This is a genomic window from Gaoshiqia hydrogeniformans (assembly GCF_049347105.1).
GTDB lineage: Bacteria > Bacteroidota > Bacteroidia > Bacteroidales > Prolixibacteraceae > Gaoshiqia > Gaoshiqia hydrogeniformans.
In genome coordinates this window covers 590,087-606,202 of record NZ_CP186334.1, presented here as the reverse complement: position 1 = coordinate 606,202, position 16,116 = coordinate 590,087, and the positions used below count along the sequence as shown (strand labels likewise).

The 16,116-nt window shown below is 45.9% G+C and carries 14 protein-coding genes; 6 read left to right on the top strand and 8 right to left on the bottom strand.

Annotated features, from left to right (window positions below):
• Positions 1–24: 24 nt before the first annotated feature.
• Both gdhA and ACOIT5_RS02545 read left to right on the top strand, forming a co-directional pair.
• On the top strand, positions 25–1,377 hold the full coding sequence (gene gdhA / locus ACOIT5_RS02550) for an NADP-specific glutamate dehydrogenase (RefSeq protein ID WP_423128899.1): 1,353 nt from the start codon (positions 25–27) through the stop codon (positions 1,375–1,377).
• Between the two features lie 225 nt (positions 1,378–1,602).
• Complete coding sequence (locus ACOIT5_RS02545; RefSeq protein WP_423128898.1) at positions 1,603–1,851, top strand: hypothetical protein; 249 nt, start codon at positions 1,603–1,605, stop codon at positions 1,849–1,851.
• A gap of 72 nt (positions 1,852–1,923) precedes the next feature.
• Here ACOIT5_RS02545 and ACOIT5_RS02540 read toward each other — a convergent pair whose 3' ends face one another.
• A complete protein-coding gene (locus ACOIT5_RS02540) occupies positions 1,924–2,934 on the bottom strand; it encodes an FAD:protein FMN transferase (RefSeq protein WP_423128897.1) in 1,011 nt (336 codons plus the stop codon).
• 239 nt (positions 2,935–3,173) lie between these two features.
• On the opposite strand from ACOIT5_RS02540, the gene ACOIT5_RS02535 reads away from it, so the two are divergent.
• From ACOIT5_RS02535 to ACOIT5_RS02525, 3 genes are all read left to right on the top strand, one after another.
• Entirely contained in the window at positions 3,174–4,544 is a 1,371-nt protein-coding gene (locus ACOIT5_RS02535) for a sensor histidine kinase (protein WP_423128896.1), read from the top strand.
• 106 nt (positions 4,545–4,650) lie between these two features.
• Positions 4,651–5,361, top strand: a complete 711-nt coding sequence (locus ACOIT5_RS02530) for a YebC/PmpR family DNA-binding transcriptional regulator (protein ID WP_423128895.1) — start codon at positions 4,651–4,653, stop codon at positions 5,359–5,361.
• 137 nt (positions 5,362–5,498) lie between these two features.
• Positions 5,499–6,584 (top strand): PHP domain-containing protein, encoded by a 1,086-nt coding sequence (locus tag ACOIT5_RS02525; protein WP_423128894.1) that lies wholly within the window; start codon positions 5,499–5,501, stop codon positions 6,582–6,584.
• Between the two features lie 89 nt (positions 6,585–6,673).
• On the opposite strand, the gene nqrF is transcribed toward ACOIT5_RS02525, so the two are convergent.
• Genes nqrF through ACOIT5_RS02495 form a run of 6 tightly spaced genes read right to left on the bottom strand, consistent with a single transcriptional unit; the run spans position 6,674 to position 12,516 of the window.
• Positions 6,674–7,936, bottom strand: a complete 1,263-nt coding sequence (gene nqrF / locus ACOIT5_RS02520; RefSeq protein ID WP_423128893.1) for an NADH:ubiquinone reductase (Na(+)-transporting) subunit F — start codon at positions 7,934–7,936, stop codon at positions 6,674–6,676.
• A gap of 25 nt (positions 7,937–7,961) precedes the next feature.
• On the bottom strand, positions 7,962–8,579 hold the full coding sequence (nqrE, locus tag ACOIT5_RS02515; protein WP_423128892.1) for an NADH:ubiquinone reductase (Na(+)-transporting) subunit E: 618 nt from the start codon (positions 8,577–8,579) through the stop codon (positions 7,962–7,964).
• A 25-nt stretch (positions 8,580–8,604) separates the two neighbouring features.
• The gene (locus ACOIT5_RS02510; RefSeq protein WP_423128891.1) at positions 8,605–9,255 is read right to left on the bottom strand and encodes an NADH:ubiquinone reductase (Na(+)-transporting) subunit D; all 651 of its coding nucleotides are present in this window, start codon (positions 9,253–9,255) and stop codon (positions 8,605–8,607) included.
• Positions 9,256–9,261: 6 nt separating this feature from the next.
• Positions 9,262–9,957, bottom strand: a complete 696-nt coding sequence (gene nqrC, locus ACOIT5_RS02505; RefSeq protein WP_423128890.1) for an NADH:ubiquinone reductase (Na(+)-transporting) subunit C — start codon at positions 9,955–9,957, stop codon at positions 9,262–9,264.
• An 18-nt stretch (positions 9,958–9,975) separates the two neighbouring features.
• Complete coding sequence (locus tag ACOIT5_RS02500) at positions 9,976–11,133, bottom strand: NADH:ubiquinone reductase (Na(+)-transporting) subunit B (protein ID WP_423128889.1); 1,158 nt, start codon at positions 11,131–11,133, stop codon at positions 9,976–9,978.
• A gap of 30 nt (positions 11,134–11,163) precedes the next feature.
• On the bottom strand, positions 11,164–12,516 hold the full coding sequence (locus ACOIT5_RS02495; protein WP_423128888.1) for a Na(+)-translocating NADH-quinone reductase subunit A: 1,353 nt from the start codon (positions 12,514–12,516) through the stop codon (positions 11,164–11,166).
• Positions 12,517–12,723: 207 nt separating this feature from the next.
• On the opposite strand from ACOIT5_RS02495, the gene ACOIT5_RS02490 reads away from it, so the two are divergent.
• Positions 12,724–14,007: a DUF5103 domain-containing protein gene (locus ACOIT5_RS02490; RefSeq protein WP_423128887.1), complete on the top strand. Its 1,284-nt coding sequence runs from the start codon at positions 12,724–12,726 to the stop codon at positions 14,005–14,007.
• Here ACOIT5_RS02490 and ACOIT5_RS02485 read toward each other — a convergent pair.
• Positions 14,004–16,088, bottom strand: coding sequence for a sensor histidine kinase (locus ACOIT5_RS02485; RefSeq protein ID WP_423128886.1), 2,085 nt, complete (start codon positions 16,086–16,088; stop codon positions 14,004–14,006). The two genes, ACOIT5_RS02490 and ACOIT5_RS02485, sit on opposite strands and share 4 nt — an antisense overlap.
• Between the last annotated feature and the right edge of the window lie 28 nt (positions 16,089–16,116).

The window sequence follows — 16,116 nt, the reverse complement described above, 5'->3', positions numbered from 1 at the left end:
CCCATTTATATAAAAAAAACTATTATGACTGACATTTTGAATTTAAAAGTAAACGAATTCATGGCAAAGGTGATTGCCAGAAATCCCGGGGAAGCTGAGTTTCATCAGGCTGTCCAGGAAGTGGTTGAATCATTGATCCCTTTCATCGAAGAAAACCCGAAATATCACTATGCGAAAGTATTGGAACGGATGGTAGAGCCCGAACGTGTGATGATGTTCAGGGTGCCCTGGATTGATGACGAAGGTAATATTCAGGTAAACCGCGGTTTCCGTATCCAAATGAATAGCGCCATTGGCCCCTATAAAGGAGGTTTGCGCTTTCACCCCACTGTGAACCTGGGTATTTTAAAGTTCCTGGCTTTTGAGCAGGTATTTAAAAACAGCCTGACTTCGCTGCCAATGGGCGGTGGTAAAGGTGGTTCCGACTTCGACCCGAAAGGAAAATCGGATAACGAAGTCATGCGTTTTTGCCAGAGCTTTATGACCGAATTGCAACGTTACATTGGCGCCGACACAGATGTGCCGGCCGGTGATATCGGCGTTGGCGGTCGTGAAATTGGTTATCTGTACGGTCAGTACAAACGCATCCGGAACGAATTTACCGGTGTGTTAACCGGAAAAGCCATCGAGTGGGGGGGAAGCCTTATTCGCCCGGAGGCTACCGGCTACGGGGCGGTTTATTTTGCCGATCAAATGCTGAAAACCCGGAACGAGAGCCTCGAAGGAAAAATTGCTACCGTATCAGGTTCAGGTAATGTATCTCAATACGCTGTTGAAAAACTGATCGAAATGGGGGCCAAAGTGGTTACCATGTCCGATTCTTCAGGTTTTGTCTATGACCCCGAAGGATTCGATAAAGAGAAACTGGCTTACATGATGGAGCTGAAAAATATTCGCCGCAAGCGGATTAGTGAATATGCTGAAAAATACGGCATCCGGTTCTTCGAAGGCAAAACACCCTGGGGAATTAAATGTGATCTCGCTTTCCCCTGTGCCACACAAAACGAAATTCACGAAAGCGACGCTGTTGAATTGGTGAAAAACGGTTGCCAGCTGGTTTCCGAAGGAGCCAATATGCCTTCAACTCCGGAAGCTGTTGAGGTATTCTTACAGGCTAAGATCCTGTATGGCCCGGGTAAGGCAGCCAATGCCGGCGGTGTTTCGGTTTCAGGACTTGAAATGACTCAAAACTCGATGCGTCTGCCCTGGACCAGGGAGGAAGTGGATGCCAAACTTCACCGGATCATGGTCAATATTCACGATACCTGCGTGAAATATGGCACCGAAGCCGATGGCTATATTAACTACGTGAAAGGCGCTAATATTGGCGGATTTATTAAAGTAGCCAATGCAATGATTGCACAAGGGGTTGTTTAATCCCGCATGATATCCGGAGAACAATTGGTACCGGAAAACTCTTATACCCCCGCTATTACTTCGTGTTAAACAAGGAGTAGCGGGGTCATTTTTTTTGCTTCCGATCACGAAATAGTCCTCTTTTATCAACCATCTCCCGGTTTATCTGTTTAAGAATAACACAGCCGTATTTTTGGGGCGACACGAATTTTCAGTACTTTTGTGACGGAATAAAATGGAGGAATTATGCAGTTTTTGATGATATTGTTAGTTGCGATTGTTTTGTTGGCCCTGGCCTTTGCCGGACTGGCTATCAGGGTTTTGCTGGAAAAGAAAGGACAGTTTCCGAACCTGCATATTGGCGGTAACAAGCATATGAAGGAACGGGGAATTACCTGTGCGCAAACGTTCGACAAGATTGAACAGTCGAAAGCACGAAAAGAACTTAGCTTTAAAGAGCTTGATATCCTGAAAAACATACCGGGGAGTTGCTAAACTCCCTTTTTTTAGCTTCACGGCACAGCCATCTTATTACTCACTACTCACTACTCACTACTCTTCCTATTCCTATTCATATTCCTTAATCAACAGCGACCGAAAACCTTCTGATACATAGCTTTTATATTGGCCGTTTTCGTCGGCATAAACAAAATAAACTTCTATATCGTTCCGTGCATGGGCAATTTCAATGGATTTTTCGAGGCCCGATACCATAAAAGCAGTTGCAAAAGCATCGGCCGTCATGCAGTCATCGGCCAAAACGGTGGTGCTTAATAAACTGTGCTGAACCGGGTATCCGGATTTAGGATCGATGGTGTGCGCGTATTTTTTCCCGTCTTCCACGTAAAAATTCCGGTAATTGCCCGATGTGGCCAGCGCTTTGTCTTTTAACTGAACCACGGCTTTCAGTTGTTTGGTGTCAAACAGGTTATCTTCATCAGGCCGGCTGACGCCAATGTTCCAGTAATTTCCTTTCTGGTTTTTACCACGGGCAACCACTTCACCGCCAATTTCAACCATCAGGTTTTTGCAGCCCCTGGCAATCAGGTAACCGGCCGCCAGGTCGCAGGCAAAGCCTTTGGCAATGGCGCTGCAGTCCAGCATCGTGTTGGCGTGTTCTTTGACGATTTTCCCGTCTTCGAGCCTGATCTTTTTATATCCCACCAGTTGCAGCAGTGAGTCGATCAGTGCGGGCGTTACGCTTTCCTTGTTTTTAAACCCGAATCCCCACACGTTCACCATCGGGGCTACGGTAATATCGAAGGCTCCGTCGGTTGCCTCCGATACTTCAACCGCCTTGTTATAAACAGTCAGAAAAATATCATCCAGAACGGTTTCTTCATTTTGGTTTACCTTCGAGATGGTCGAAGTCGGAATAAAGGTCGACATGGACTGATCCAGTTTTTTTAATTCGGCTTCAATGCCCTCCTTTAAATCAGTTCCATTGGGGCTTTCGTAGGTGATGTGGTAGATGGTCCCGTAAATAAAGCCTTCGTTAAAAACATATTTGGCTGGTTTTGAACAGGCTGCGAACAGGAAGAAGAGCAGGACGAGCAATATAGAGGACGGTCGTTTCATGATTTCAAAATTTTGTTACAAAGATAATTGATTTCCCGGCTCATTCTCTTTTACAACTCTTTTTTGCAGAATACATAATTTCAGCTTATTACATCGGTTTTATCGTGTATTCCAAGTGATACGGCGTTCATCGGGGAGCAGAAATTATTCATTGGTATTCGATTATGATTATAAATTTATTGTTTTGTCTGTTTTAATAATTATCTTCATCAGCTGAAAACTGATTTTGATTTTTAAAGGTGGATCATCTAAACCAAAAAATCCTGTTGCATTGGCGGCGGGGCTTCAGGAGAATTGTATTCGGTAAATCGAAAGCAATTGACCTTGAATCGCAGTTAACTATCGCGACTTGTTTTGTCGTGGCTGTATCGTCATTATTTTCGTCAATTGGCAATTATTACCTGGGATTACACACGATGATGTATACCACACTGGGCTTGATGATCTTATCTGCGACCTGCTACTTGTGTGCGCGGTTGTGGAAACTGAACAAACAAGTATACTTCGCTATTTTTGGGGTTTCTGTGATTTTTCTGAATACAGGCTGGTTCTTCAACTATGGGTCAAGGGGGCCGATGCTCTACTTTTTTATCATTATTTACGCGTTTTTTATCTTTATTTGGAACCCAAAGAAGGTGGCCTTTGTCAGTTTGTTTTTCTTTTTAAACCTGCTGGTCCTGTTTATCCTGGAATACCGGTTTCCCGACTTCACCGGTCATTATCCCGAAGAGCAGATCCGGATTGTGGATGTCTATGCCGGCAATCTGTTATCAATGGCATTGATGCTTATTTTTGGAATATCAATTAAAAGCAGTTACCTGAAACAATATCAAAAGGCCCGTAATTCGGAACAGTTAAAAACGGCCTTTTTAGCGAATATTTCGCACGAAATCAGAACGCCGCTAAATGCCATCGTCGGCTTTTCGAGTCTGCTCACGACCGGGAATTTTGAACGGGACGAGCAAAAAGATTTTCAGCGGATTATCATGCTGAACAGTGAACACCTGCTTCAATTGATCGAAGATATTATTGACCTGTCGAAACTGGAAGCAAACAACTTTCAGTTGGATTACCGGAAGATCGACCTGGAGCAGCTTTTCGCTAAGCTAAAAAAGAAATACAGTCATTACCTGGCCGACGAAAATAAAAAAATTTCCCTGGAGTATGAATTACTGGCTCAGCATAAACTGATCTGTACCGATCTGGTTTCGTTAGAACAGATTATGCGTAAGTTGCTGGAGAATGCCATCAAATTTACCTGGAAAGGAACCATCCGGTTTGGATGCCGACTGGAACATGAAACGCACCTGTTTTATGTGAAAGATACCGGTGTCGGTATTCGTGAGGAGAACCAGGACCGGATATTCGAACGTTTTGTCAAGATTGATGAAGACGATTCGCGCTTGTACCCCGGAACCGGAATTGGCTTATTCCTTTCGAAACAACTGGTAGAAAAACTGGGCGGAGAAATTTGGGTAGAGTCGCGGCACGGCGAAGGAGCAACCTTCTATTTTACCCTGAAAAATCAGCCCTTTCCTGTGTTATACGACGATCTGCACTCAGAAACCTTAGCCTTGAATCCCTTCTCGAAAATTACCTCGGATACCTGATTGCCGCACCGGATCAATTTTTGAACCGATTCTGAGAAAATTCGCTCAACTATTTTTATTTTTGTGCCGTTATCAATTAAATCATTCATTAAAACAAAATAGTACCGTGGGAAGAGCATTTGAATATCGCCGGGCCGCCAAAGAAAAACGTTGGGGGCACATGTCTCGGATTTTTCCGAAATTATCCAGAGCAATTACAATGGCAGCAAAGGAAGGGGGACAGGACCCGGATATGAATGCCAAACTCAGGACTGCCATCCAGAATGCCAAAGCCCAAAACATGCCGAAAGACAATATCGATGCGGCGATTAAACGGGCAGCCGGAAAGGATGCTTCGGAATATACCGAGGTGAACTATGAGGGAAAAGGACCGCATGGCGTACTGGTTTTTGTTGAATGCGCCACCGACAACACCACCCGTACCGTGGCCAATGTGAAATCGTATTTCAACAAAGTAGGCGGAGGCCTGGTACCCACCGGTTCGCTGGAATTTATGTTTTCGCATAAAGCGGTGTTTGAGTTCGAAAAAACAGCCGCCATTGATGTCGAAGAAATGGAACTGGAGTTGATTGACGCCGGCCTGGAAGAAATAGAAGTGGTGGAAGACATGGTGTATGCAACCGGCGATTATACCAGCTTTGGCACGCTTTCGAAAGCACTGGAAGACCGGAAAATCGACATAAAAAAAGCCACGCTGAAACGCATCCCGACAACGCCCGTCGAATTTACCGAAGAGCAGTTGGAGGATATTGAAAAATTACTGGACAAAATTGAAGAAGATGACGACGTTCAGCAGGTATTTACCAATATTGCCTGATGTCGGTTAAAAAATAAGGATCAGCCGTTCTCTTGCCGGGAACGGCTTTTTTTACAAGTTTTTTTTAACTTTACCCGAACCAACATCTTGTTTTGCCCGACAAAGACAGGATTTATATCAACTAACCTAAATTTGACATGATGAAAATAAACATTCCGCTGCCCTTAAAATTCGTTAGGGCCGTCTCCCAATTTATTCTTTTTGTTCTGTTTTTTTGCCTTGCTTCCTGCAGCGATCCCTGGGAGATCAATAATCCTTACGGTCAGGTAGACTGGGAAAAACACCTGCCGTACAAGGCAAATCTGCATACGCATACGAGCAGGAGCGACGGGTCAATGGCGCCGCAGCAAGTGGTTGATCAGTACTATCAGTTGGGCTACCGGATCCTGGCACTTACCGATCACAACGAAGTAACTTATCCCTGGACCGGCTTTGAATTGCTCGAACCAAGTGTCCGGTCGAAGGAACGTGTCGCTGAAGGCATCCTCGAACCCGAAGTGATTGAATACCGGAACCGCGACCCAAAATCGCTCGAAATGATCGCCATTCAGGGGAATGAAGTTTCATCTCCGCACCATATGGGCAGTTACTTTAACGATTACAACCGCCCCACCAAGCTGGAAGATTCGACGATGTATGCCACAGCCGCCAAAAACGGGCTGGCAATTCTCAATCACCCCGGTCGCTACGATTATCCGGCAGAATGGTACGTTGATCATTACCGGCGCTATAAACACCTGGTAGGCCTTGAAATTTACAACCAGGGCGACCGTTATCCCGGCGACCGTCAGCTGTGGGATTCAATTCTCGTTCGTTTGGCTCCCGAAAGGATGGTTTGGGCTTTTTCGAATGATGATATGCACCGCCAGGAAACACTGGGACGAAACTGGAACATTTTCGTGTTACCCGGCCTGACCGAAGAATGGGTGCGTAAGGGCATGGAAGAAGGGCGATCCTTTTATGTATATGCGCCTGACGGGCATGCCGGTACGATGCCTCCGGCTATTGCTTCGGTACAAATCAATAAGCGGAAAGGGATTATTGCGATAGCGGTGAGTGGCCAGGATTCGGTACGCTGGATATCAGGAGGAAATGTTGTTCACCGGGGGACCTGGATCGATCTGGGCGAATGCCCCGATGCTTCGGTTTATGTGCGGGCCGAAATTTTCGGACCGGGAGGAACCATTGTTGGTACCCAACCCTTTGGTTTCAAAAAGCCATAAGTGTGTAAAAATTCTTTTGTTGTACCGGTTAAGTGCAAAAAAAGCTACCCGGTGTGGATAGCTTCTCCTGATATGGTAATGGTTTAAAATTAACTTCCAAAGTCGTCGAACAGCACGTTTTCGTCGGGTACGCCCAATTCGTAAAGCATTTTGGTTACCGCGCTGTTCATCATGGGCGGGCCGCAAAGGTAGTAGTCAATCTCTTCCGGTTCCTCGTGTTTGCTGAGGTACTGGTCGTAGATGACCTGATGGATGAATCCCTTTGGTCCGTCCCAGTTATCCTCGGGTTGCGGGTCTGAAAGCGCCAGATGGAATTTGAAGTTCGGGAACCGTTCTTCAATGTCGCGGAACTGCTCGTAATAGAATACTTCTCTCCACGAACGTGCGCCGTACCAGAAGGTGACATTCTTTTTCGTTTCCTTCACCGTGTGGAACAGGTGGAACAAGTGAGAACGCATGGGGGCCATACCGGCGCCGCCGCCAATAAACATCATCTCGTTGTCGTTCTTTTTCAGGAAGAATTCGCCGTAAGGTCCTGAAATAGTTACTTTATCTCCCGGTTTGCGCGAGAAAATATACGATGAGCAAACCCCGGGGTTTAGCTTCTGGAAACCTCCTTTTACCCGGTCGAAAGGTGGTGTGGCGATACGGATGTTGAGCATGATGATGTTACCTTCGGCCGGGTGGTTGGCCATCGAATAGGCGCGGAATGTTGCTTCCGGGTTTTTCATCTTCAGGTCGAACATGCCATACTGTTCCCATTCGGGACGGAACTTATCGTCGATGTCCATGTCTTTAAAATCGACGTCAATTTTGGGGACATCAATCTGGATGTAACCACCCGATTTGAAGTCGAGGTTTTCGCCTTCGGGTAATTTCACCACGAATTCTTTGATATAGGTGGCTACGTTGCGGTTCGAAACCACTTCGCATTCCCATTTTTTTACGCCGAGCACTTCCTGGTGGATGTGCAGCTTCATATCTTCTTTTACCTTCACCTGGCAGGCCAGGCGCCAGTTTCCGGCTTGTTCTTTCCGGGTAAAAAAGCCGGTTTCGGTGGGCAGGATCGAACCTCCGCCGTCGGTTACCTGGCAACGGCACATTCCGCAGGTACCACCGCCCCCACAGGCCGAAGGCAGCAAAATTTTATTGTTGCCCAGGGTCGACAGCAGTGTATTGCCCGGGTCGACTTCCATATCGAGGTAGCCATCGTTGATGTCGATTTTTACCGTTCCGGCGGGAGTCAGTTTTTTCTTGACATACAACAGGATTGAAACCAGGAAGATGATCACCAAAAGGAACAGAGCCACGCTGGTAATAACAACTGTTGTTTGAGTAGCTAAAAATATCATGGTTTTAGACTGTTTTTAATTTCTACTATAATTTGATCCCCATAAATCCCATGAAAGCCAGTCCCATCAGGCCGGTCACGATAAAGGTGATGCCAAGTCCGCGCAAAGGTGCAGGAACATGAGAATACTGAATTTTTTCACGAATAGCGGCAATGCCCACAATCGCTAAAAACCAACCGATTCCTGAACCTAAGCCATAGGTAGTTGCTTCGGCGATGTTGTTGAATGCTTTTTGTTGCATAAACAGCGAACCGCCAAGAATGGCACAGTTTACAGCAATCAATGGCAGGAAAATACCCAGTTGGGTGTACAATACAGGAGCAAACTTTTCAACGACCATCTCCACCAGTTGCACCATCGACGCGATTACGGCAATGAACATGATGAAGCTTAAGAAACTAAGGTCAACGTCGGCAAAAGTCGGGCTGAGCCAGGTTAAAGCGCCTTCTTTCAGGATGTAGTTTTCGAGCAGATAGTCGACCGGCAGGGTGATTGCCAGTACGAAAATAACGGCAATTCCAAGGCCGGTAGCTGTCTTTACTGATTTGGAAACCGCCAGGTATGAGCACATTCCGAGGAAATAGGCAAATACCATGTTTTCAAGAAAGATTGACTTGATAAATATATTAATCAGATTTTCCATTTCTCGTAATTTGTGAGGTTCAACACTAATCTTCGATCAGTTTACGGTTTTTACTGCGTTGCACCCAAATGATGACGCCCACTGTGATCAGGGCCATCGGGGGTAAAATCATCATCCCGTTGTTGGCGTAAAATCCGCCGTTGGCGATAAACCAACTTTCCGGGATCAGGTGAAAGCCGTAAACACTGCCTGAACCAAGCAGCTCGCGGAAAAAGCCGACAATCACCAAAATAGCCCCGTAGCCGGCGCCATTACCCAATCCGTCGAGGAAGGAGGGCCAGGGTTTATTGCCCAGTGCAAAAGCTTCCAAACGCCCCATCAGGATACAGTTGGTAATAATCAGCCCGACGAATACCGACAGCTGCTTGCTCACATCGTAAACAAAGGCTTTCAGAATCTGGTCAACCAGGATAACCAAAGCGGCGATCACCACCAGCTGTACAATAATCCGGATGCGGTTGGGGATGGTATTTCGTAAAAAAGAAATAATGACGTTCGCAAAGGCCAACACGGCGGTAACCGATATGGCCATCACAATGGCCGGTTTCAACTGGGCGGTTACCGCCAGGGCAGAACAAATACCCAGCACCTGCACGGTAATCGGGTTGCTGCTGTTAAGCGGGTTCGATAACAGCCCCATGTTTTTCTTTGAAAATAAAGGTTCTCTATCGCTCATCTTCTTCTATTTTTTCTGGTTGAAAAAAGCTTTATATGCACCCAGGTCATCGGTCAGCATTTGCTGCAATCCTTTCGAGGTAATGGTTCCACCTGAAATTGCGTCCACTTTGTGTTGGGCCGGTGCCGATTCGTTTGATTTGGCAACTATGACCGACCGGAATGTGCCGTCGGTCCCGAAAATAACTTTTCCTTTAAACTGGTCCTGGAAAACTTTGGTCGATATTTCGGCGCCCAGGCCCGGAGTTTCGCCCTGGTGGTCAAAAGTTGCCCCGTAGATGGTATTCATGTCATCCTCTACGGAAACATATCCCCAAATCGGCCCCCAGAGACCTGCTCCGTATACCGGGAGAATATATTTCAGGCTGCCGTCAATCTGGCACTCAAATACCGGAAGGTTGCGGTCTTCGGTTTTTTTGCTCCGTTCTTTTTTAAGATCTACCGAAAAGGCATCTCCTTCAACCTGTTCTCCTTTAGCATTGACCACATACGAGTTGACGATCCGTTCGCTGTAAATCTGTCCGGCATTTTTCGCATCTGTTTCGATATTCACCGAAGCGAGGATGTTTTGCATCTTCTCGGTTTCAATATTTTTTTGCTGGAATGGTTTCAGGTTGATGGCTGCAACGGAAAGTACCGCCGCCACAATGATCACCATTACCGAGGCATATATAAATGTATAAACATTACCGTTCCTGTCCATTTTTGTAGTCTTTGTAGATTAAGCATTTACTTTTGCACGTTTCAAACGGCGTTTAATATTTCCCTGGAGCACGTAGTGGTCGATGAGCGGTGCAAAGGTATTCATCAGCAAAATGGCCAGCATCATGCCTTCAGGGTAGGCCGGGTTAACCACACGGATCAGGATGGCCATCACACCGATCAGGAATCCGTAAATCCATTTCCCTTTGTCGGTTTGTGCTGCCGAAACGGGATCGGTGGCCATAAAGACTGCCCCGAAGGCAAAGCCGCCGATGATGAGGTGCTCCCAGAACGGAAGCGCCATATAAGCATTTACGGCAAAAATGTTTAGCAGGACGCCCATAAACAGGCCGCCCAGTACCGTTGATAGCATGATTTTCCAACTGCCGATTCCGGTAACAATCAGGACCAGGGCGCCAATCAGGATAGCCAGGGTCGAGGTTTCGCCAATCGATCCCGGGATTAATCCGATAAATGCGTTCCAGGTATCCAGGTTTGTTTCACCGGCAGCAGCCAGGGCCATCGGAGTCGCTCCGGTGAACCCGTCGGCCAGCGTTTCAATGCCGCTTGCCGAAATCCAGACGGCGTCGCCCGACATTTGGGCAGGATAGGCAAAGAAAAGGAATGCGCGGGCCACCAATGCCGGGTTCCAGATGTTCATACCTGTTCCGCCAAAAACCTCTTTTCCGAAAATAACTGCGAAAGCGGTGGCAACAGCAATCATCCAGAGCGGGGTATTAACCGGCATAATCAGGGGGATCAAAAATCCCGATACCAGGAATCCTTCGTTTACCTCGTGTCCGCGGATTTGGGCAAACAGAAATTCGATACCAAGACCAACGGTGTACGAAACCACAACGATCGGCAATACTTTCAGCAAGCCAAACAGGAACATATCGAAGAAACCGGCGGTTTCTAATTGTCCCAGCGCTCCGAAATGCTGATATCCCACGTTATAGATCCCAAACAACAAGGCCGGAACCAGAGACATCACAACAATTCCCATGGTCCTTTTCAGGTCGATAAAATCGTGAATATGCGTCCCTGATTTCGATGTATTTTTCTGGACGAAAAACAAGGTAAAAAAAGAATCATGCGTGGAATGTAGCCAGTGATATTTGGCGCCTTTCTGCACATGAGGTTTCGTTTTTTCAAAAAAGTTTCTTAATGCTTTCATTGAATATCTTGTTTTAAAGCAATCGTTCGTTTATCCCAATTCTTTTACCATGACGTTAATGCCTTCGCGCAGAATATCCTGAACTTTTATTTTTGAGGTACAGGCGTATTCGCAAAGTGCAAGGTCTTCTTCAATCAATTCATAAATACCGAGTTGCTCCATCTTGTCAATATCATTTGCCAGGATCGCTTTGAGCAGGAAAACCGGTAAAATGTCCATCGGAAGGAATTTTTCGTATTGTCCGGTCAGCACAAAAGCGCGTTCACCGCCGTGCATGTTGGCATTCAGTGTATAGTCTTTTTTCGGGAACAGACGCGAGAAGAATGCTTTGCTGGCTGTAAATTTATCAACTCCGGGAAGGGCCCAACCCATAAATTCGTATTCGTCACCTTCAGGAATGACGGTTATCTGCTGGTCGAAATAGCCCAGGTAGTCATCCGAAGTCACTTTTGTTCCGGTCAGCACATTCCCGCTAATGATACGTTCGTGGCCTTCCTGTTTTGTTTTGTTTTTGAGCAATTCACTCAATTCGGTGCCGTGGATTACCTTGTAGTATTTAGGCTCTTTTACTTCCGATCCGGTCAATGCAATGATCTTCGAGAAATCGGTTTCCCCGCTGTCGAATAAACGGCCGATGAAAACAACGGCCTGGGCGCTGATGGTCCACACAACCTCTCCTTTATTGAGCGGAGAAATATGGTGGATCTGAATCCCCACATTCCCGGCCGGGTGAGGGCCTTCGAATGTATGGACGTCTGTCTGTTTCAACGAAGCGAAAACTCCGTCATTTTGTTTGGGCGACAAGCTCAGAAAAACAGACCCTTCCGTAAGTTTACTGAGGGCATTGATTCCTGTTTGGAGGGCCGATTGTTCGTTTTTGAAAATAAAATCGTAATCAGCGGCCAAAGGGCCCGAATCGAAGCCCGAGATGAAGATATGCTTGGGGGTGTCGGTCGGTTTGGCAGTTGTTCCGTATGGCCGTTGCCGTAAAAATGGCCAAATGCCGCTTTGTAACAACTGTCCGCAAATTTCTTCACGGGATAATTTGAGTGGGTCGGCTTGTGTAAAAGGCCGACATTCGTTCTTGCCGTCAGCTTCAACAATCACTTCCAGAATTTTACGGCGTTCTCCCCGGATGACCGATTTTACGGTTCCGCTTACCGGGGATGTAAATAAAATTTCAGGATGGTATTTGTCGAAAAACAGGGCATCGCCAGCTTTTACCTGGGCATCAGCTTTTACACTTAGTTTCGGAGTTAAACCTGGAAAATCGGTTGGCTTAAGGGCTACGGTTTTGGGAGTCGGTGCTTCCACCAGTGTACCTTCCGCATTTCCTTTCAACCGAATATCCAATCCGCGCTTTAATTTAAAATGCTTTGACATTGTAATCCCTTGTTGTATTTGTTATTTTTGGCAGGCAAAAGTACATATTATTAGAAACTTTTACAATCATTATTCGATAAACTTGGAAGGTTTAAAATATTTAAATACGTGTAAACGTTAGTTGAAAAGTTCATCCCGGATGCAGGACGAATGTTTCGGCTCAAACTGGTAAAAAAATGATCTGAAATCAATCAAATCGTAACGAAAATGAAGCCTATTTTTCCAATTTTGCTGTCAGCTTGGTTCGTTATTTTATCATTAAATTCATTTTCGGGCAGCGAAACCCGGTTTTATTATCAGAATGCTGTCTTTAAAGAAGAGATCAAGTCTGTTCAGTTATTTCGCGAGGGCGCCGAACTGAGTCACCCGGTAATTTCGCTGGGAACCGGAGAGCAACTGTTGCTGAAATTTGACGACCTTTCGGCCCGGACCAGAAATTACTATTATACGATCATTCATTGCGATGCCGACTGGAATGAATCGTTTGTTTCTCAGGATGAGTACCTGGACGGTTTTGTTGAAAATCCGCTGGACGATTATGCGCTAAGTTTTAACACAACGGTGCAGTATATTAACTATCAGTTGCGGATCCCCAATGAGCGTGTCGGGATTAAATTCTCGGGAAATTATGTGCTGGTTGTTTATGAAGATATGGACCAGGAAAAAGTAGTGCTGACGCGCCGGTTTCATCTGCTGGACCAAAAGCTTAATGTAACCGGCCTGGTAAAACGGGCGACCTTCGACCCGTTTAAGGGCGAAAACCAGGAGGTTGACTTTACAATCGGCCATGAACGGATGGCGATCGCCAACCCCAGGGAGGAAATCCGGGTGGTGGTGATGCAAAACAGGCGTTGGGATAATGCCGTTACCAACCTGAAACCCTTGTTTGTGAGAAACCGCGAACTGGATTATAACTACAACCAGGAAAATGTGTTCCGGGGAGGAAATGAATACCGTTATTTTGATGCCCGGACTTATCGTTTCCCCGGCGAAAATGTCAGGGCTGTTGATTTTTTTCACCCGTACTATCATCTCACTTTAGACCCGGACGAAGTAAGGGCCAATAAAAACTTTTTCGGGTATCGGGAGATGAACGGAAATTTTGTGATTGAATGTCAGGACCGGATTGAGGATTATGATACGGGATGTGATTATGTTTTTGTACACTTTACCCTTGATCTGGAGGCTCAACTGCTGGGGGGCACCGTGAATGTATTTGGTGCGCTGACCGACTGGAATGCGAATAAAAGCAATGAAATGACCTGGAATTACGAACGATCGGTGTACGAACTGTCGTTGCTGCTGAAACAGGGTTACTACAATTATCAGTATGTGTATGTTCCCGAAGGCGCTTCGATAGCTGATGACACCGTGCTGGAGGGAAGTTTTTATGAAACCGACAACGAGTACCAGATTTTGGTTTATTACCGGGGAATTTCGGGCCGGTACGATGAGCTGATCGGGTATCAAATTCTGAATTCCCGGAATTAGCGGATAATTTTCAGGGTCGTTTCACCGTCTTCAAAAGGAATGCTGAAATAAAAACGGGAGCCTTTGTCCACCTCCGATTCCACTTCAATTTTTCCTCCGATTAACATGGTGTAATGCTGGGCAATGGCCAGACCAAGGCCTGTACCCTCGTATTTTCTTGTAGGTTTATTGTCGATTTGGTGAAACCGTTCAAAAATCCGGCTGATATGGGTCGGTTCAATCCCGATGCCGGTGTCCCTGACAAAAAGCATGATCTGCGTTTTGCCGTTCATCTGGTAACCGAACTCCACCTCGCCCGAGGGCGTGAATTTGATGGCATTGTCAAGCAGTTTTTTTAAAATTTCGGTTAACAGAAAGGTGTCGGTTGTAAAACCAAATTTAGGATTGGCATTTTCGTTGCTCAGTTTAAGCCGGATGGGTTTGTTGCTAACTTCCATGCTGTATTCCCGGTAAAGTTCGACCATCAGGTCGTTTATTTTGCAGTATCCTTTTTTGGCAACAACCTGTTTGCTTTCAATTTTTGAAATACTGATCATGTCGTCAATCATTTCCATCAGAACTTTTCCGTTTCCGATAATGATGTCCAGAAAACGGTTTTTTTCTTCCATGTCGAAATCAGTCGAACCAAGCATGCGTGAGAATCCAATGATCGCGTTCATCGGCGTCCTGATTTCATGGGAAATATTGGCCAGAAAAGCAGATTTTAACTGATCGGCTTCCTCCGCTTTTTCCCTGGCCTCTTCGAGCCTGATTTCGGCAACTTTCCGTTTGGTAATGTCGCGCGCGATGGAAATAACCGAGTTGTCGTCGAGTCGGGCAATACGCATCTCGAACATGGCAGTCCCTTTTTCAGCCTCCAGCGCGTATTCAATTGTTTCGATGGAATCAAAACGGATGGCATCCTGAATACACTGGAAAATTTTCCGCGACATCTTTTCCGAGAAACCAACCTCGAAAATGGAGTTGCCAACAATGTCATCGGCCTGTATCTGAATGAATTCGGATTCCTTAATCACAATATCAACATAGATTCCGTCTTTGTCAATAATGAAAAACAGGTCGGGAATGGCTTCCAGCAACACTTTATACCGTTTGCGGCTCTCCCTTAAGCTCAGAATACTGTGTTGTTTTTTGGTAATGTCGTAAAAGATACAGGTTATCTTGTCTTTTTCGGCAGCGACGACAAACAGTTCAACCCATTTGTCCAGATGTTCGATGTGCAATTCGGCTTTTTGCTTTTTAGCGTGCAGAAAAAAGTTGTTCCAGTCGAATGAGTTTCTGAATACCTTGGGGAAAATGATGTCTGCTTCGATGTCCCGTAGTTCCCGGGCGCTGACTTTAAACAAGCTTTCAAAGGCCTGGTTGACTTTAATGACCTGCAAGCTCACCGGATTGTTCATTTCATCGCGGTTAATTTCGAGTTCGAGCAAGCCTTGCTGAAATAACCGGAAGAAGCGCGAATTCCGTTGTTCGGTTTCTTCGGTCTTCACTTTTAGCTCGCGGAGGTTTACTTCAAAATTCCAGGACAGGAGGAAGCAAATGATAAAAACAATTGTCAGAACAAGGTACGGATTGATGGTAAATTCGCTTCCGTTCCAAATAACCGATGCCAGGTTGGTCAGCATCCCGGCTTCGGAAAGGTGATACGTCAGAGTCAGTAAGCCGATGCCGAAGTAGACAGACAACCTGACCCTGTTTTGATCAAAAAAAAGGAGTAATAACATTCCTGCCAGCATTGTCCACAAGGTGTACTGGGTGGTCAGGTGGATGGGCATAACGGCATACGACTTGGCGATGAAAAAGAAATAAGCCGGGAACGGAAACAGAAAAAACGTGTTGACGGTACAGCGCGGCCTTGCATTTCGCAGGCAATAAAGCCCAACAATGAATATCCCCGCGAGTGAAACATCGCCGGGGATACAGGAATACCCCGATGTTTCCTGTATTGCCCGTATAAAATCAACAACGCTAAAAATCAAACCTGCCATCATGATAAAATGCAGGACGATCACTTTCCGCTTTTCATCTTTCGAATCAAAACGAAATGGCCGGATGATAAAGTTAATTATAGAATTTGGCATGAACCTGCTTATCAAATTAAATCAAGGA